Here is a 17,459-nt window from a genome sequence, read left to right on the forward strand (position 1 = left end):
TGAATCAATAAAGGCAGGAGTCGGTAAATGAGCTATCAGCACCAGTACGTCGACGGCACGCGCATTCACTTCCCGATCGGGAAAGTCGTATGCATTGGCCGCAATTATGCCGAACACGCCAAGGAACTGGACAATCCGGTGCCGACCGAGCCGCTGCTGTTCATCAAGCCGGGCAGTTGCGTGGTGCCGCTGGAAGGCGGTTTCAGCATTCCGACCGAGCGTGGTTCAGTGCACTACGAGGCGGAGATCGCCGTGTTGATCGGCAAGCCGCTGTCGACCAAACCGAGCCGTGAAGAAGTCCTCGACGCAATCTCCGGTTTTGCCCCGGCGCTGGACCTGACCCTGCGCGACAAGCAAGCCGAGCTGAAAGCCAAGGGCCTGCCGTGGGAAATCGCCAAGTCGTTCGACGGCGCGGCGGTGATCGCGCCGTTCGTGGTCGGCAGCACCTTCGCTGACCTGACCGACATCGGCATCCGCCTGACCATCAACGGCGAAGTGCGTCAGGACGGCAACAGCAGCGCGATGCTCAACCCGATCGTGCCGATGATCCAGCACATGGCCGGCTGCTTCTCGCTGCAGGCCGGCGACGTGATCCTCACCGGCACGCCAGTGGGCGTCGGCCCGCTGAATGTCGGCGATGAAATCGTCCTCGAGCTGCCGGGGGCGAGCAGCTTCAGCAGCAGCGTGCGCTAACCGCAGAAGCCCTTGCAGGGGGTGAGCTTTGTGGTGAGGGGATAAATCCCCTCGCCACAAGTGTGTTGCTGGCAAACGCACACGCCAATCCCGCCATTTCCCGTTTTTTTCACATCCTCTCTGGATAATTCCCGCGATTCTGGCGTCTCAGCCGGCCTCTTTGTGCTATTACCCTTGGCCTGAATTAACGGAACGCATCCCTCGATGGCATCTCGAACTCAGCAGAAATCCCCTCCCGTTCGCGCTTCGTCCTGCGCTGGTATGTCTGGCTGTTGCTGGTCATCGCCGCAGCCTATGGGCTGGCGTTCGCCATGCATTGGGATGATCGCGGCGTGCTGTGGGTGCTGGAGCGCTTCGAGAGCAAGGCCGAGCAAAAGGAGAGTGTGTGGCTGCCGGATTATCAGGTGGTCATCGATGCCAAGCCGCTGCCGGGTATGGAAAAGGACGAAGCTTCGGATCTGGCCTATAACCCGCAGACCAAGACCCTGTTTGCGGTGATGGGCAAGAATGCCTTCCTGGTCGAGCTGACGCTTGAGGGCGACGTGTTGCGCAAGATGCCGCTGGTGGGCTGGAGCAATCCGGAAGGCCTGACGGTCATGGAAAACGGTTTGCTGGCCATTGTCGATGAGCGTGAGCATACCTTGTCGATCGTCAAGATCGACGCCGTGACTCGTGAGCTGAACATCGCCGATTTCCCGAAATACGATCTCGGGCCGTCGAAAGATCAGAACAAGGCGTTTGAGGCCATCACGTGGGATCCGCGCAATCAGCGACTGATTCTGGGGGAGGAACGCCCACCGGCGCTGTTCACCTGGAAAAGCGATGGCGGCCAGACCCTGCAGGGCGACAAGCAGAAGCTGGCCAGCGATCAGCTGGATCTGCGCAACCTGTCGGCGCTGGCTGTCGATCCGCGCACTGGCCATCTGCTGGTGCTGTCGGCGGATTCACATCTGTTGCTTGAACTCGACGAGGATGGCAAGCAAGTCAGCTTCATGACGTTGCTTGGGAATTTCAACGGTCTGAAAGACACCATTCCCCGCGCCGAAGGCATGACCGTGGATGCGGACGGCACGCTGTACATGGTCAGCGAGCCGAACCTGTTCTACCGATTCGAAAAACACCGGTGATGCCTTCCCTGTAGGAGCTGCCGCAGGCTGCGATTTTTGATCTTGCTTATGAAAGTCAAAAAATCGCAGCCTTCGGCAGCTCCTACGGCGCTTGGCTTGTGATCTGAGGCAAGTGGCCATTAAGCTTCAGTTCAGACAGGCGTGATATTTCATCGGCCTGTCATGAATCCGAGCCTGCCTGAATGCGTCGACTTGCCCGCCCCAAACCGCTGATTCTCGTCCTGTTGATGATTGTCCTGATTGCGTTGATCGCGATCGGCCAATACCTGCGTCTGTTCGAGCGCGCCTGGTTCAACCTGCACACGCTGTGGCAACCGGTGAGCAGCGAGGCGATCGGGCTCGACCAGTATCGGGTGACGATCGAGGCGCGGCCGATCGAGGGGCTCGACGATGACGTCTCGGCGCTGACCTACGATCCGGTGCGCAAAAGTCTGTTCACGGTCACCAACAAGAATTCCGAACTGGTCGAATTGTCCCTGGAAGGCAAGATTCTGCGGCGCATCGCTCTGGTGGGGTTTGGCGATCCGGAAGCCGTCGAGTACATCAGTGCCGACACCTACGTGATCACCGACGAGCGTCAGCAACGCCTGATCAAGATCCACCTCGAGGCCGACACCACTTTTCTCGATGCCGAGGATGCCGAGCAAATGACCCTTGGCGTGCACATGTCCGGCAACAAGGGTTTCGAAGGGCTTGCTTATGATTCTGTGGGCAAGCGGCTGTTCGTGGCGAAAGAACGCGACCCGATGCTGATCTACGAAGTCCACGGCTTCCCGCATTTCAAACCGGACAAGACCTACGCGGTGCACGTGATCAACAACCCCAAGCGCGATGCCGGAATGTTTGTGCGTGATCTGTCGAGTCTGCAGTACGACGAGCGCAGCGGGCACTTGCTGGCGCTGTCGGACGAGTCGCGGTTGATTATCGAACTGGATGTCGACGGGCGCCCGTTGAGCACCATGTCGATCAGCGGCGGGCGCCAGGGTTTGCAGAAAACCGTGCCGCAGGCGGAGGGAATTGCAATGGATGATGACGGCACGTTGTACCTGGTGAGCGAGCCGAATCTGTTTTACGTCTTCAAAAAACCGGCACAGCCCTAACCAACACCCCAAAACACTGTGGGAGCTGGCTTGCCAGCGATGAGGCCATCACTTTCAACATCACTGTTGACTGACAGGCCGCTATCGCTGGCAAGCCAGCTCCCACAGGTATTTCATTTGCCCACACCAGTGTGGGCAGTCCGGCTTACTCAGCCTTGAGGGTTTTCACGCCTTCACTGGTGCCCAGCAACAACAGATCCGCCGGGCGCGCGGCGAACAGGCCGTTGGTGACCACGCCGACGATGGCATTGATCTGTGCTTCCAGCTCCACCGGGTTGGTGATCTGCAGGTTGAACACGTCGAGGATGATGTTGCCGTTGTCGGTCAGCACGCCTTCGCGGTACACCGGGTCGCCGCCCAGTTTCACCAGTTGGCGGGCAACGTGGCTGCGGGCCATCGGGATGACTTCCACCGGCAGCGGGAACTCGCCGAGCACCGGCACCAGTTTGCTGGCGTCAGCGATGCAGATGAAGGTCTTGGCCACAGCGGCGACAATCTTCTCGCGGGTCAGGGCCGCGCCGCCGCCCTTGATCAGGTTCAGGTGCGCATCGCTCTCATCGGCGCCGTCGACGTAGAACTCCAGATCGCTGACGGTATTTAGCTCATACACCGGAATCCCATGGCCCTTGAGGCGCGCGGCGGTGGCTTCGGAGCTGGCGACCGCGCCATCGAACGCGCCCTTGTGCTGGGCCAGGGCGTCGATGAAGCAATTGGCGGTGGAGCCGGTGCCGACGCCGACGATGCTCTTGTCGTCGAGTTTCGGCAGGATGAAGTCGACGGCGGCCTGGGCCACGGCCTGTTTGAGTTGATCCTGGGTCATGCGGGCTCCGGAAGCGGGCAAGGGTTGGGCAGAAAGGCCGGCATTATAGGCCTCGCGGTGGTACAGGGGGAAACAAGCTGTGGCGAGGGGATTTATCCCCGTTCGGCGACGCAGTCGTCGTAAAACCCAGGAACGCGGTGTGACTGAAAAAGCAGGGGAGCGCTTCGCACTCCAGCGGGGATAAATCCCCTCACCACAACGGTGCTCACTCAAGATTGGGTTTCCAGACCTTAAAACCACCTGTTTAGTGTGGTCGCCTCGGCAAAAGGCGGGTTAGACTCGCTGGTCCCGCCCAATCGCCAGTGATGCTTTCCGATGCTCGAACAGTACGTCAAAAAGATCCTCACCTCGCGCGTTTATGACGTTGCCGTAGAAACCCCGCTGCAGAACGCCCGCCAGCTCTCCGAGCGGCTGGGCAATGACATCTGGCTCAAGCGCGAAGACTTGCAGCCAGTGTTCTCGTTCAAGATTCGCGGCGCCTACAACAAGCTGACGCAATTGAGCGACGAAGAGCGCGCTCGTGGCGTGGTCACCGCGTCGGCGGGCAATCATGCGCAGGGTCTGGCTCTGGCGGCGAAAGTGTTGGGCGTCAAAGCCACCATCGTCATGCCCAAGACCACCCCGGAAATCAAAGTCGAAGGCGTGCGTTCGCGCGGCGGCAAAGTGGTGCTGCACGGTGACTCGTTTCCGGAGGCGCTGGCCTATTCGCTGAAACTGGTCGATGAAAAAGGCTACGTCTACATCCACCCGTACGACGATCCGCACACCATTGCCGGGCAGGGCACCGTGGCCATGGAAATCCTGCGTCAGCACCCGCAGCCGCTGGATGCGATCTTCGTCCCGGTCGGCGGGGGCGGGCTGATCGCCGGTATCGCGGCTTACGTGAAATACCTGCGTCCGGACATCAAGGTAATTGGCGTCGAACCGGACGATTCCAACTGCCTGCAAGCAGCGATGGCTGCCGGTGAGCGCGTGGTTCTGCCGACCGTAGGCATCTTCGCCGACGGCGTGGCGGTGGCGCAGATCGGCCAGTACACCTTCGAGATCTGCAAGGATTACGTCGACGAAGTGATCACTGTCAGCACCGACGAGATCTGCGCGGCGATCAAGGATATCTACGACGATACCCGCTCGATCACCGAGCCTGCCGGCGCGCTGGGCGTGGCCGGGATCAAGAAGTATGTTGAGCAGCGTGGCGTCAGCGGGCAGACTTTCGTCGCCATCGACTCCGGCGCCAACGTCAATTTTGACCGCCTGCGCCACGTCGCCGAACGCGCCGAACTGGGCGAAGGTCGCGAAGCGATCATCGCCGTGACCATTCCGGAAAAGGCCGGCAGCTTCAAGGCGTTCTGCGAAGCCATCGGCAAGCGCCAGATAACCGAATTCAACTACCGCTACAACACCGGCAGCGAAGCGCACATTTTCGTCGGCGTGCAGACCCACCCGGACAACGACCCGCGCAGCGCCTTGCTGGCGAGCCTGACCGAGCAGGGGTTCCCGGTGCTCGACCTGACCGACAACGAGCTGGCCAAGCTGCACATTCGCCACATGGTCGGTGGCCGCGCCGCGCAGGTGGTCGATGAAGTGGTGCTGCGCTTCGAATTCCCGGAGCGTCCGGGCGCGTTGTTCAACTTCCTCAACAAGCTCGGCGGGCGCTGGAACATCTCGATGTTCCACTACCGCAACCACGGCGCGGCGGACGGGCGTGTGGTCGCCGGCTTGCAAGTGCCGCATGACGAGCGTCATCTGGTGCCGGCGGCGCTGGCGGAAATCGGCTATCCATACTGGGATGAAAGCGATAACCCGGCCTATCAGCTGTTTCTTGGCTGAGCGGCTACGCTGATGGGCATGGATCTACGGATGAGAACGACATGGAAACCCTGACCACCATGAAAGTCATTCACGTCGCGGCGACCGTGGTGATCCTCGCGAGCGGGCTGGGGCTCGCCGCCCTGACCTGGCGAAATCGCAGCGAAGGGCCGGCCAGTACGATGCGCCGTCCCTGGCTGTTCATCTGGTGTCTGATGCTGATCGGCATGCTCAGCATGCCCTTCACCGGCTGGTGGCTGGTGCATCTGGTGGGCTGGCCGTTGGGCCAATTGTGGATTCTGGGATCCAGCGTGATCTACGCCGTGGCCACGTTCAGTGCGGTCTGGCTGCTGGTCCGGCTGGATCGGCTGTGGACAAGCGGGGTGGGCAATCGCAAGTTCAATCTGGCGCTGGCGATTGTCAGCGGCGTCGGATTTGTCGCCATCGCGGCGTTGATGGGGGCCAAGCCGGTTTAAGGCTTGAGGCCGAGTTGACCCCCATCGCTGGCTTGCCAGCGATAGCAATCTCAGTCGCGCAACGAAATCACCGGCCAGCCACGCTTCTCGGCCTCGGCCCGCAGATTCGGATCCGGATCCACCGCCACCGGATTCGCCACCTGCTCCAGCAGCGGCAGATCATTCATCGAATCGCTATAGAAATAGCTGTCCTCAAGCGAATAGCCGGTCTCTTCCAGCCAGCGATTGAGGCGCGTGACCTTGCCTTCGCGGAAGCACGGGATGTCGGTGCTGCGCCCGCTGTAGCGGCCGTCGATCATTTCGCATTCGGTGGCAATCAGGGTTTCCACGCCCAGGCGCACGGCGATCGGTGCCGTCACGAAACGGTTGGTGGCGGTGATGATCACTAGTTTGTCGCCGGCATCGCGGTGCTTCTTCAGCAGCTCCAGTGCCTTGGGCAGCACGATCGGCTCGATGCAGTCGCGCATGTAATCGCTGTGCCATTGCTCAAGCACGGCCATTTCCGTGCGGCCGAGAATTTCCAGGCAGAAGTTCAGGTAGGCGGCGTTGTCCAGCTTGCCGGCCAGGTAATCCTGATAGAACTCGTCGTTACGCGCCTTGTAGGCGATCGGGTCGAGGAAGCCGCGCTCGCACAGATAATCGCCCCAGGCGTGATCGCTGTCGCCGCCCAGAAGGGTGTTGTCCAAATCGAATAAAGCCAGGCGCATTGCAGTTACCCGCTGAAAAGTCAGTAAAAAGGCGACAAGAATACGGTCTTTTCACAAGAGTGCACATAAGGTAGGAACCTTCGTTGCCGCCTGATCAAGCTTTGTGGAACAATGCGGCGACATGCGTTTGCGAGGTTGTTGCCGTGATCGACCCCGATGGTTTCCGCCCCAATGTCGGGATCATTCTGACGAATGACGCCGGCCAGGTGCTATGGGCTCGCCGTATCAATCAGGACGCCTGGCAGTTTCCGCAAGGGGGGATCAACCCCGAGGAGACGCCGGAAGACGCCTTGTACCGCGAGCTGAACGAAGAAGTTGGCCTGGAACGTGAAGATGTTGAAATACTGGCCTGTACCCGGGGCTGGTTGCGCTATCGTTTGCCGCAACGCCTGGTGCGTACCCACAGCCAACCGCTGTGCATCGGCCAGAAACAGAAATGGTTCCTCCTGCGCCTGATCTCCAACGAGCAGCGGGTGCGGATGGATCTGACCGGTAAACCGGAGTTCGATGGCTGGCGCTGGGTCAGCTATTGGTATCCGTTGGGCCAGGTGGTGACATTCAAGCGCGAGGTGTATCGACGCGCTCTCAAAGAGCTTGCCCCGCGCCTTTTAGCGCGCGACTGACGACGGAGTTCGACCCCGAGCCATGCTCAATACGCTGCGCAAGATCGTCCAGGAAGTTAACTCCGCCAAGGATCTCAAGGCGGCGTTGGGGATTATTGTGTTGCGCGTCAAAGAGGCCATGGGCAGCCAGGTCTGCTCGGTCTACCTGCTTGATCCGGAAACCAATCGCTTCGTCCTGATGGCCACCGAGGGCTTGAACAAGCGCTCGATCGGCAAGGTCAGCATGGCCCCCAACGAGGGTCTGGTCGGTCTGGTCGGCACGCGTGAAGAACCCCTGAACCTGGAAAACGCGTCGGTTCACCCGCGCTATCGCTACTTCGCCGAAACCGGTGAAGAGCGTTACGCCTCGTTCCTCGGTGCACCGATCATCCACCACCGCCGCGTCGTCGGCGTGTTGGTCATCCAGCAGAAAGAACGCCGCCAGTTCGACGAAGGTGAAGAAGCCTTCCTCGTGACCATGAGCGCGCAGCTTGCCGGCGTGATCGCCCACGCCGAGGCCACCGGTTCGATCCGTGGTCTGGGCCGGCAGGGCAAGGGCATTCAGGAAGCCAAGTTCGTCGGCGTACCGGGTTCGCCGGGTGCTGCCGTCGGTACCGCTGTGGTCATGCTGCCGCCGGCGGACCTGGACGTGGTGCCGGACAAGACCATCACCGACATCGACGCTGAGCTGGCGCTGTTCAAGACTGCCATCGAAGGCGTGCGCGCCGACATGCGCGCCTTGTCCGCCAAACTCGCGACCCAACTGCGCCCGGAAGAGCGCGCGTTGTTCGACGTCTACCTGATGATGCTCGACGATGCCTCGCTGGGCAGCGAAATCACCACCGTGATCAAGACGGGGCAGTGGGCTCAGGGCGCGCTGCGTCAGGTGGTCACTGAGCACGTCAACCGTTTCGAACTGATGGACGACGCCTACCTGCGCGAGCGTGCTTCGGACGTCAAAGACCTTGGCCGCCGTCTGCTCGCCTATCTGCAGGAAGAGCGTCAGCAGAACCTGGTCTACCCGGAAAAAACCATTCTGGTCAGCGAAGAGCTGACGCCGGCGATGCTCGGCGAGGTGCCGGAAGGCACGCTGGTCGGTCTGGTTTCGGTGCTCGGTTCAGGTAACTCCCACGTTGCGATTCTCGCCCGAGCCATGGGCATTCCGACAGTGATGGGCCTGGTCGATCTGCCGTACGCCAAGGTCGACGGCATCGAAATGATCGTCGACGGCACCCGTGGCGAGGTCTACACCAACCCGAGCGAAGTGCTGCGCAAGCAGTTCGCCGAAGTCGTCGAAGAAGAGAAACAACTGGCGCTGGGCCTCGACACCCTGCGCGACCTGCCGTGCGTGACCCTCGATGGCCACCGCATGCCGCTGTGGGTAAACACCGGCCTGCTCGCCGATGTGGCGCGGGCGCAGAAGCGTGGCGCCGAAGGGGTCGGTCTGTACCGCACCGAAGTGCCGTTCATGATCAACCAGCGCTTCCCGAGCGAGAAGGAACAGCTGGCGATCTACCGCGAACAGCTCGCCGCGTTCCACCCGCAACCGGTGACCATGCGCAGCCTCGACATCGGCGGTGACAAATCGCTGTCGTACTTCCCGATCAAGGAAGACAACCCGTTCCTCGGCTGGCGCGGTATCCGCGTCACCCTCGACCACCCGGAAATCTTCCTGGTGCAGACCCGCGCAATGCTCAAGGCCAGCGAAGGCCTGAACAACCTGCGGATTCTGCTGCCGATGATCTCCGGCACTCACGAACTCGAAGAAGCCCTGCACCTGATCCACCGCGCCTGGGGCGAAGTGCGCGACGAAGGCACCGACGTGCCGATGCCGCCGATCGGCGTGATGATCGAGATCCCGGCAGCGGTGTACCAGACCAAGGAACTGGCGCGGATGGTCGATTTCCTTTCGGTCGGCTCCAACGACCTGACCCAGTATCTGCTGGCGGTAGACCGCAACAACCCGCGCGTCGCCGACCTCTACGACTATCTGCACCCGGCGGTGCTGCAAGCCCTGCAAACCGTGGTCACTGACGCCCACGCCGAAGGCAAACCGGTGAGCATCTGCGGCGAGATGGCCGGTGATCCGGCGGCGGCGGTGCTGTTGATGGCGATGGGTTTCGACAGTCTGTCGATGAACGCCACCAACCTGCCGAAGGTGAAGTGGATGTTGCGTCAGGTGAACCTGAGCAAGGCCCAGGAGATGCTGGCCGAACTGATGAAGATCGATAACCCGCAGGTTATCCACAGCTCGCTGCAACTGGCGCTGAAGAATCTCGGGTTGGCCAAGATGAATTCGCCGGTGGTGACCAAGGCTCTCTAAAGATCAAAGGCCCCTCACCCTAGCCCTCCCGAAACGTCGGACCGCCCAGAGGGAGAGGGGACTGATTGGGGGATGCTGCAGAACTCCGTCGACCTGTAAGTGCTTTGCTGAATCCATAATCGACTCGATCTCTCAGGTCGATGTATACCGCATGACACCTCGGTCGGCCCCCTCTCCCTCCGGGAGAGGGCTGGGGTGAGGGGCTGCTGTTAGACACAAACCTCAACTTCCCCGAGATGCCCGCCATACGGCCCAAAACTGCGCTCTACCATCCGCCGCGTTCCGTCCGCCTGCACAACCAACGCTGTACTCGCCCGCGTTCCGTAACTTTGGCTGGCAATAAACACGCTCGACAGCAACGACTCCGTTGCCATGCCCACTCCGGTATCCGGCAACTCGGCCTCGGGTGCGGTCTGTGCATCGCTGAGCAGGGTCAACAAGCGCTCAGGCTGCGGATCATCCAGTACCGCGCTCAACGCCGCCCTGGCCTTGAGCAGTTTCGGCCACGGCGTATCCAGCCCCGCGTTGGATAACCCATAAACCCCCGGCTGCAACATCACCGGCTCTGACGCCCGCGCATTGAAGTGCCACAACTCATGGGCATTGCCCAGCAGCAGATTGAACCCGGCATATTCGGCGGCACGAGCCACCACATCGCTCAAATAATCATCAATCGACAGATCGCCCGCAAGAAACCGCGCCACCAGCTCGCCCCGGGATTTGGTCGCGGGCGGCTGTTGCGGATCGCGAATATTGGTCAGTGCGGCGAAGCGCCCGTTGGCGCCGATCCCCAGCCAGGTGCCGCCGGCCTCAAGATCGCGCCCGGCATGCACCTGTGACGCCTCGGGCCAAGGTGCCAATGGCAGGCTGGGGCGGGCGTAGAACTCGTCGCGGTTGGCCGCGACGATCAGCGGCTGGGCATGGCCCGGGCGCCAGGCGAAAACAATCAGGCACATAAGGTGGTCCTTGTGTGTTTTTTGCCCACTCTACGCATCCGGCGTCCGTGCATCCATCGCCAGTGGAGCAGAAGGCTGCGCATCCGTTAACATGCCGCTCCTGTTTTGCCGATGCGTGCTGGAGACGGTCATGGAATTTCTGCTCTACCTGGCGCTCGGTGCCTGTGCGGGCGTGCTCGCCGGGCTGTTTGGCGTTGGCGGCGGGATCATCATCGTCCCGGTGCTGGTGTTCAGCTTCACTTTGCAGGGCTTCGATCAGTCGATTCTTACGCACCTGGCGGTGGGCACGTCGCTGGCGACGATCATATTCACCTCGGTCAACGCCGTGCGTGAACATCACCGTCGCGGCGCGGTGCGCTGGGCGATTTTTCGCTGGATGACCGTGGGCATTCTGCTCGGCGCCGGTTTCGGTGCGCTGACCGCCGAAGCCATCTCCGGGCCGAACCTGCAAAAGATCATCGGCGTATTTGCCCTGGTGATCGCCGTGCAACTGGCGCTGGACGTCAAACCCAAGGCCAGCCGAACGGTACCGGGCAAACTCGGTCTGACCGCTGCCGGTACGGTGATTGGCTGGGCCTCGGCGATTTTCGGTATTGGCGGCGGCTCGCTGACCGTGCCGTTTCTGACCTGGCGCAGCGTGCCGATGCAGCAGGCCGTGGCGACCTCGTCGGCCTGTGGCCTGCCGATTGCCTTGGCCAGCGCGTTAAGTTTCATGATTCTGGGGTGGCACGATCCGTTGTTGCCGGCCCATAGTCTCGGTTTTGTGTATTTGCCGGCATTGTTGGGCATCGCCCTGACCAGCATGGTCTTCGCCCGGCTCGGCGCGCGTCTGGCACACAGGTTGTCGCCGCGCTTGCTGAAAAGGCTGTTCGCCGCTTTGCTGTTCTGCGTGGGTTTGAGCTTTCTGCTCTGATCGCGTGGCAATCCTGGCTTAATCCTGAGGTGGCAGCGTCACCCGGGAATTTTGCTTTCAACTCTAACAAGGAGTCGCAATGCTGCCTTACCCGCAGATCGACCCGGTGGCCCTGGCCATCGGTCCGCTGAAAATCCACTGGTACGGTCTGATGTACCTGATCGGCATCGGCGGCGCGTGGCTGTTGGCGTCGCGCCGGCTCAACCGCTTCGACCCGACCTGGACCAAGGAGAAACTCTCCGATCTGGTGTTCTGGCTATCGATGGGCGTGATCGTCGGCGGCCGTCTGGGTTACGTGCTGTTCTATGATCTGAGCGCGTACCTGGCCAACCCAACGCTGATTTTCGAAGTGTGGAAGGGCGGCATGTCGTTCCACGGCGGATTCATCGGCGTGATGCTCGCGGCCTTGTGGTTCGGCAAGCGCAATGGCAAGTCGTTCTTCCAGCTCATGGACTTCGTCGCGCCGATGGTGCCGATCGGTCTGGGCGCCGGGCGCATCGGCAACTTCATCAACGCCGAGTTGTGGGGTAAGGCCACCGACGTGCCGTGGGCCATGGTGTTCCCGCCGTTCAGCGATCCGGCGCAGTTGCCGCGCCACCCGTCGCAGCTGTATCAGTTCGCCCTCGAAGGCGTGGCGCTGTTCCTGATCCTGTGGATCTTCTCGCGCAAACCGCGTCCGACCATGGCGGTCTCCGGCATGTTCGCGCTGTTCTACGGCATCTTCCGTTTCATCGTCGAGTTCGTCCGCGTCCCGGATGCTCAGCTCGGCTACTTGGCGTGGAACTGGCTGACCATGGGTCAGGTGCTCTGCGTGCCGATGATTGTCGGCGGGCTGTTGCTGATCTGGCTGGCCTATCGTCGCGCCCCGGCAGCGCCACTCGCGCCGACGGCTTAAACTACGAACCCCGGCGCGCGACGCCGGGGCTCCAAGGACACAGGTAACTCATGAAGCAATATCTCGAACTGGTCTCGCACGTCATTCAGAACGGCACCAAGCAGGCCAACCGCACCGGTATCAACACCATCAGTTTCCCGGGAGCGATGCTGCGTTTCGATCTTCAGGAAGGCTTCCCGGCGATCACCACGCGCAAGATGGCCTTCAAATCGGCCATCGGCGAGATGTGCGGGTTTCTCCGTGGCGTGAACAACGCCGCTGAATTCCGCGCGCTGGGCTGCAAGGTCTGGGACCAGAACGCCAACGAAAACGCGCAGTGGCTGGCCAACCCGTTCCGTCAGGGCGACGACGACCTCGGTGAAATCTACGGCGTGCAATGGCGCAAGTGGCCGGCGTACAAGCAGATCCCGCTGAGCAATACCGCCGCCATCGAACAAACCCTGAGCAACGGCTACAAGCAGATCGCCCAGGGCGAAGAAGACGGCCAGGCCTACGTCGTGCTGTACAAGGCGATCGATCAGGTGCGCCAGTGCGTCGACACGATCATCAAGGATCCGGGCAGCCGCCGCGTTCTGTTCCACGGCTGGAACGTCGCCCAGCTCGATGAAATGGCCCTGCCGCCATGCCATCTGCTGTACCAGTTCCACCCGAACGTCGAGACCAAAGAGATCTCGCTGACCCTGTACATCCGCTCCAATGATCTGGGACTGGGCACGCCGTTCAACCTCACCGAAGGCGCCGCACTGCTGAGCCTGATCGGTCGCCTGACCGGTTACACGCCGCGCTGGTTCACCTATTTCATCGGCGATGCGCACGTCTACGAAAACCACCTGGACATGCTCAACGAACAGCTCAAGCGCGAGCCGTTTGCCATGCCGAAACTGAAAATCTCCGACCGCGTGCCGGAGTTTGCCAAGACTGGTGTATATCAGCCGGAATGGCTGGAATTGGTTGAGCCGAGCGATTTCTCGCTGGAAGGCTATGAGCACCATCCGCCGATGACCGCGCCGATGGCGGTCTAAACCACACCGCAATATCCCTGTGGGAGCGAGCCTGCTCGCGAAGAGGGCGTGTCAGTCACAGATGTGTCGACTGATACACCGCTTTCGCGAGCAGGCTCGCTCCCACATTTGTTTTTGCGGTGTGCTTAGTGGCCGTGGCTACGGCCGACGTGGGAATGCTCAACTTCGGTCGCGACAACCCCGCCACTCACCTCCAGCCGCTGCAAGATCCCGCATTGATCCGCCTCCGGCCCTTCGCCACAGCGTTGGCGCAGGTCGAGCAGTTGTGTCTGCAAGGCCAGCAAGCCATCAATCCGCGCCTTCACATGCTGAATATGTTCGTCGATCAGCGCATTGACGCTCTCGCACTGATCCTGCGGGCTGTCGCGCAGGGCGAGGAGGCTGCGGATTTCTTCGAGGGTCATGTCGAGGGTGCGGCAGTTGCGGATGAAGGTCAGGCGCTCGGCGTGGGCCTGGGTGTAGACGCGGTAGTTGCCGTCGCTGCGCGCCGGTTCCGGCAGGAGGTTTTCGCGCTCGTAGTAGCGGATGGTTTCAACCGCACAGTCGGTGAGTTTCGCCAGTTCGCCGATCTTCATGACCGCCATCTCCAAAAGGGTGCTTGACCCTATAGTGGCTACAGGGTCTTTACTTGGCAACAGGCACCTTCATGGACGCGACCAATGAGCGATTCCCTGCACACCCACAAGCCCGGCGACGGTCACGATCACAGTCATAAATTGCAGCCCGTGCATAAACATGCGCATGGCGGCGATTCCTGCTGCTCGTCAAAAGCCGCCGCACCTGCGCGGGTGCAACTGAGCGAAAAGACCAGCGCCGACGCGCGCCTGAGCAGCTTCCGCATCGAGGCAATGGACTGCCCGACCGAGCAGACGCTGATCCAGAACAAACTCGGCAAACTGGCCGGGGTGCAGCAACTGGAATTCAACCTGATCAACCGCGTACTTGGCGTGACCCACAATCTGCCGGGCACCGAGCCGATCACCGAAGCGATCAAGTCCCTCGGCATGCACGCCGAGCCGCTGGAGGCGGGTGTCGACGCGCCGGCACCGGCTGCGGTGAAAAAACACTGGTGGCCATTGGCGCTGTCCGGCTTGACCGCGCTGGGCGCCGAAGTCATTCATTTCACCAGCGCCGCGCCGGACTGGGTGGTGGCAGTCGTTGCGCTGGTGTCGATCCTCAGCGGCGGCCTCGGCACCTACAAAAAGGGCTGGATTGCCCTGAAGAACCTTAACCTCAACATCAATGCGCTGATGAGCATCGCCGTAACCGGCGCCATCCTCATCGGTCAGTGGCCGGAAGCGGCGATGGTGATGTTCCTTTTCACCGTCGCCGAGTTGATCGAGGCACGCTCGCTGGATCGTGCACGCAATGCGATCAGCGGCTTGATGCAGATGACCCCCGAGCAAGCCACGGTCTTGCAGGCCGACGGCAACTGGCGCGAACAAGAGGTGAAAAGCGTCGAACTGGGCGCCCGCGTGCGGGTGAAACCCGGCGAGCGCATCGCGCTGGACGGCGCGGTGGTCAGCGGCAGCTCGACCATCGACCAGGCGCCGATCACCGGCGAAAGTCTGCCGGTGGAAAAAACCGTCGGTGACAAAGTCTTCGCTGGCACCATCAATCAGGCCGGTTCGCTGGAATACACGGTGACCGCTGCGGCGAACAATTCGACCCTGGCGCGGATCATTCACGCCGTCGAACAGGCCCAGGGCGCGCGGGCGCCGACGCAGCGTTTCGTTGACCAATTCTCGAAAATCTACACCCCGGCGGTATTCGTCTTCGCCTTGGCCGTGGCGATCATCCCGCCGTTGTTCATGGGCGCGGCGTGGTTCGACTGGATCTACCGCGCGCTGGTGTTGCTGGTGGTTGCCTGCCCGTGCGCACTGGTGATTTCCACCCCGGTGACCATCGTCAGCGGCCTCGCGGCGGCGGCGCGCAAGGGTATTCTGGTCAAGGGCGGCGTGTATCTGGAGGGCGGCTTCAAGCTTGATTATCTGGCGCTGGACAAGACCGGCACGATCACCCACGGCAAACCGGTGCAGACCGATTACCTGTCACTCGACCCGACGGCCGATGCCAGCGCACCGGCAATCGCCGCCGCGCTGGCCGGGCGCTCCGATCACCCGGTGTCGCTGGCGATTGCCAACGCCGCTGTGGATAAAAACTTCGCCGCGCTGACTGTGGATAACTTCGCCGCGCTGGGCGGGCGGGGCGTCAAAGGCGACATCAACGGCCAGACTTATCACTTGGGCAACCATCGTCTGGTCGAAGAGCTCGGCCTGTGCTCACCGCAACTGGAAGAGAAGCTGTTCGCGCTGGAAAAACAGGGCAAATCCGTGGTGCTGCTGCTCGACAGCTCAGGCCCACTGGCACTGTTCGCCGTGGCCGACACGGTCAAGGAAACCAGCCGCGAAGCGATTCGTCAGTTGCATGAACTCGGGGTGAAAACCCTGATGCTGACCGGCGACAACGTCCACACTGCCGAGGCGATTGCCGCCCAGGTCGGCATCGACGAGGCGCGCGGCGATTTGCTGCCGACCGACAAGCTGCAAGCCATCGAAGATCTGTACAAGCAGGGCCACCGGGTCGGCATGGTCGGCGACGGCATCAATGACGCCCCGGCATTGGCCCGCGCCGAGATCGGTTTCGCCATGGCCGCCGCCGGCACCGACACCGCGATCGAAACCGCCGATGTCGCCCTGATGGACGACGATCTGCGCAAGATCCCTGCGTTCATCAGCCTGTCGCGCAACACCGCGAGCATCCTGAAACAGAACATCGCACTGGCGCTGGTGATCAAGGCGATCTTTCTTGCGGTAACCTTTGCCGGGCTTGCCACCATGTGGATGGCGGTGTTTGCCGATATGGGCGTGAGCCTGCTGGTGGTGTTCAACGGTTTGCGCCTGCTGCGCAAGTAAACGTGAGGGATGGTTGTGCTGAGTGCCGAGCTGAAAGCGTTTTACATGGTCGCCCGCCTGGGCAGCATCACGCTGGCGGCGAAAAAACTCGGCCTCAGCCAACCGACCGTGACCACGCAGATCCGCAATCTGGAAAGTCAGTACTCGGTGGAGTTGTTCTACCGAGGCGGCCGCCGTTTAAGCGTCAGTGACGAAGGCGCGCGGCTGCTGCCGATGGTCAAGACCCTGTTGCAGCAAGAGGCGGACATCGAGTTTTTCCTGCGCAACAGCGGTCAGGTGCAGGGCACGCTGCGCATTGCCGCGACGGCGCCGTATTACATCCTCGATCTGGTGAAGACCTTCCGCGAGCGTTTGCCGCAGGTGGAAGTGTCGGTGGAGATCGGCAATTCGCAGCAAGTGCTCGAAGCGCTGGAGGATTACCGCGTGGATGTCGCGGCGTCGTCACAGCTGCTCGACGATGCGCGGTTGATTCGCCGGGTACTCGGCACCGATCCGCTGGTGCTGGCGGTGCATCGCAATCATCCGTTGGCCTCGCTGGAGCATGTGACGTTGAATGCGCTGGCCGGGCATACGTTGTTGATGCGCGAGCCGGGTTCGACCACGCGGCGCTTGACCGAAGAGTTGCTGGCCAGCGCCGGGGTCAGTTTCGGGCCGTTGCTGGAGATCGGCAGCCGCGAGTCGATTCGCGAGGCGGTGCTGCGCAATATCGGCATCAGCATCATCGCCCGCCAGGAAGTGCCGCATGATCCGCAGTTGCGCGTGCTGACCATCGAGAATGCGCCGCAGATTCCGGAGTATCTGTATTGCCTCAAAGAGAGGAAGGGGCGCGGTTGCCGGCAGCGTTTCTTGGGTTGGCCCAAGAGATGTCTCCGGCCTGAAGATCTTCATTGCCTGAGACGGCCTCTTCGCGAGCAGGCTCGCTCCCACATTGATCGTATTCACAACGTGCGACTTCTGTGGGAGCGAGCCTGCTCGCGAAGGCGCCAGTTCAGGCGACAAATCAGCAACCCAAATTACCGAATACCACTATCAGCCGTTTTTGCCTCGTTGCCACATGACGGACGCATTACAACTCTAGGATTGGCCTCATCCGTTTGATGA

General features: G+C 61.5%; 15 protein-coding genes and 1 pseudogene. 12 read left to right on the forward strand and 4 right to left on the reverse strand.

Going from position 1 to position 17,459, the window contains the following annotated elements:
• The first annotated feature begins 27 nt into the window (after nucleotides 1-27).
• The 3 genes from ACZZ0K_RS25530 (at nucleotide 28) to ACZZ0K_RS25540 (ending at nucleotide 2,920) form a co-directional block, all read left to right on the forward strand.
• Entirely contained in the window at nucleotides 28-693 is a 666-nt protein-coding gene (locus tag ACZZ0K_RS25530; RefSeq protein WP_024014705.1) for a fumarylacetoacetate hydrolase family protein, read from the forward strand.
• A gap of 272 nt (nucleotides 694-965) precedes the next feature.
• Nucleotides 966-1,820 carry an SdiA-regulated domain-containing protein gene (locus ACZZ0K_RS25535; protein WP_463559612.1) on the forward strand — a complete coding sequence of 285 codons (855 nt, stop codon included), beginning with the start codon at nucleotides 966-968 and terminating at the stop codon, nucleotides 1,818-1,820.
• Nucleotides 1,821-2,002: 182 nt separating this feature from the next.
• A complete protein-coding gene (locus tag ACZZ0K_RS25540) occupies nucleotides 2,003-2,920 on the forward strand; it encodes an SdiA-regulated domain-containing protein (protein WP_041476859.1) in 918 nt (305 codons plus the stop codon).
• Nucleotides 2,921-3,065: 145 nt separating this feature from the next.
• On the opposite strand, the gene rpiA is transcribed toward ACZZ0K_RS25540, so the two are convergent.
• Nucleotides 3,066-3,740 carry a ribose-5-phosphate isomerase RpiA gene (gene rpiA, locus ACZZ0K_RS25545; protein ID WP_007913886.1) on the reverse strand — a complete coding sequence of 225 codons (675 nt, stop codon included), beginning with the start codon at nucleotides 3,738-3,740 and terminating at the stop codon, nucleotides 3,066-3,068.
• Nucleotides 3,741-4,055: 315 nt separating this feature from the next.
• On the opposite strand from rpiA, the gene ilvA reads away from it, so the two are divergent.
• Both ilvA and ACZZ0K_RS25555 read left to right on the forward strand, forming a co-directional pair.
• Complete coding sequence (ilvA, locus tag ACZZ0K_RS25550; RefSeq protein ID WP_016772678.1) at nucleotides 4,056-5,570, forward strand: threonine ammonia-lyase, biosynthetic; 1,515 nt, start codon at nucleotides 4,056-4,058, stop codon at nucleotides 5,568-5,570.
• Between the two features lie 41 nt (nucleotides 5,571-5,611).
• Nucleotides 5,612-6,025: a DUF2269 family protein gene (locus ACZZ0K_RS25555; RefSeq protein ID WP_463559615.1), complete on the forward strand. Its 414-nt coding sequence runs from the start codon at nucleotides 5,612-5,614 to the stop codon at nucleotides 6,023-6,025.
• A 50-nt stretch (nucleotides 6,026-6,075) separates the two neighbouring features.
• Here ACZZ0K_RS25555 and ACZZ0K_RS25560 read toward each other — a convergent pair whose 3' ends face one another.
• Complete coding sequence (locus ACZZ0K_RS25560; RefSeq protein ID WP_041476856.1) at nucleotides 6,076-6,732, reverse strand: histidinol-phosphatase; 657 nt, start codon at nucleotides 6,730-6,732, stop codon at nucleotides 6,076-6,078.
• A gap of 143 nt (nucleotides 6,733-6,875) precedes the next feature.
• Between ACZZ0K_RS25560 and ACZZ0K_RS25565 the strand changes: the two genes are divergently transcribed.
• Nucleotides 6,876-7,355 carry an RNA pyrophosphohydrolase gene (locus ACZZ0K_RS25565; protein WP_003229203.1) on the forward strand — a complete coding sequence of 160 codons (480 nt, stop codon included), beginning with the start codon at nucleotides 6,876-6,878 and terminating at the stop codon, nucleotides 7,353-7,355.
• Between the two features lie 22 nt (nucleotides 7,356-7,377).
• Nucleotides 7,378-9,657, forward strand: coding sequence for a phosphoenolpyruvate--protein phosphotransferase (ptsP, locus tag ACZZ0K_RS25570; RefSeq protein WP_041476855.1), 2,280 nt, complete (start codon nucleotides 7,378-7,380; stop codon nucleotides 9,655-9,657).
• A 209-nt stretch (nucleotides 9,658-9,866) separates the two neighbouring features.
• Here ptsP and ACZZ0K_RS25575 read toward each other — a convergent pair whose 3' ends face one another.
• The gene (locus tag ACZZ0K_RS25575) at nucleotides 9,867-10,613 is read right to left on the reverse strand and encodes an NRDE family protein (protein ID WP_252884985.1); all 747 of its coding nucleotides are present in this window, start codon (nucleotides 10,611-10,613) and stop codon (nucleotides 9,867-9,869) included.
• Nucleotides 10,614-10,743: 130 nt separating this feature from the next.
• Here ACZZ0K_RS25575 and ACZZ0K_RS25580 point away from each other — a divergent pair, with 130 nt between their 5' ends.
• The 3 genes from ACZZ0K_RS25580 to ACZZ0K_RS25590 all read left to right on the forward strand — a co-directional run bounded on the left by ACZZ0K_RS25580 (nucleotide 10,744) and on the right by ACZZ0K_RS25590 (nucleotide 13,443).
• Nucleotides 10,744-11,526 carry a sulfite exporter TauE/SafE family protein gene (locus tag ACZZ0K_RS25580; protein WP_041476853.1) on the forward strand — a complete coding sequence of 261 codons (783 nt, stop codon included), beginning with the start codon at nucleotides 10,744-10,746 and terminating at the stop codon, nucleotides 11,524-11,526.
• Between the two features lie 79 nt (nucleotides 11,527-11,605).
• Nucleotides 11,606-12,421, forward strand: coding sequence for a prolipoprotein diacylglyceryl transferase (gene lgt / locus ACZZ0K_RS25585; RefSeq protein ID WP_016772683.1), 816 nt, complete (start codon nucleotides 11,606-11,608; stop codon nucleotides 12,419-12,421).
• Between the two features lie 50 nt (nucleotides 12,422-12,471).
• Nucleotides 12,472-13,443, forward strand: coding sequence for a thymidylate synthase (locus ACZZ0K_RS25590; RefSeq protein ID WP_463559622.1), 972 nt, complete (start codon nucleotides 12,472-12,474; stop codon nucleotides 13,441-13,443).
• Nucleotides 13,444-13,568: 125 nt separating this feature from the next.
• On the opposite strand, the gene cadR is transcribed toward ACZZ0K_RS25590, so the two are convergent.
• Nucleotides 13,569-14,018, reverse strand: coding sequence for a Cd(II)/Pb(II)-responsive transcriptional regulator (cadR, locus tag ACZZ0K_RS25595; protein ID WP_016772685.1), 450 nt, complete (start codon nucleotides 14,016-14,018; stop codon nucleotides 13,569-13,571).
• 84 nt (nucleotides 14,019-14,102) lie between these two features.
• On the opposite strand from cadR, the gene ACZZ0K_RS25600 reads away from it, so the two are divergent.
• Nucleotides 14,103-16,358 carry a heavy metal translocating P-type ATPase gene (locus tag ACZZ0K_RS25600; protein ID WP_258707313.1) on the forward strand — a complete coding sequence of 752 codons (2,256 nt, stop codon included), beginning with the start codon at nucleotides 14,103-14,105 and terminating at the stop codon, nucleotides 16,356-16,358.
• A gap of 15 nt (nucleotides 16,359-16,373) precedes the next feature.
• Nucleotides 16,374-17,236: pseudogene (locus ACZZ0K_RS25605) on the forward strand (LysR family transcriptional regulator).
• Nucleotides 17,237-17,459: the final 223 nt, after the last annotated feature.

It is taken from the genome of Pseudomonas sp. AC255 (assembly GCF_979258175.1).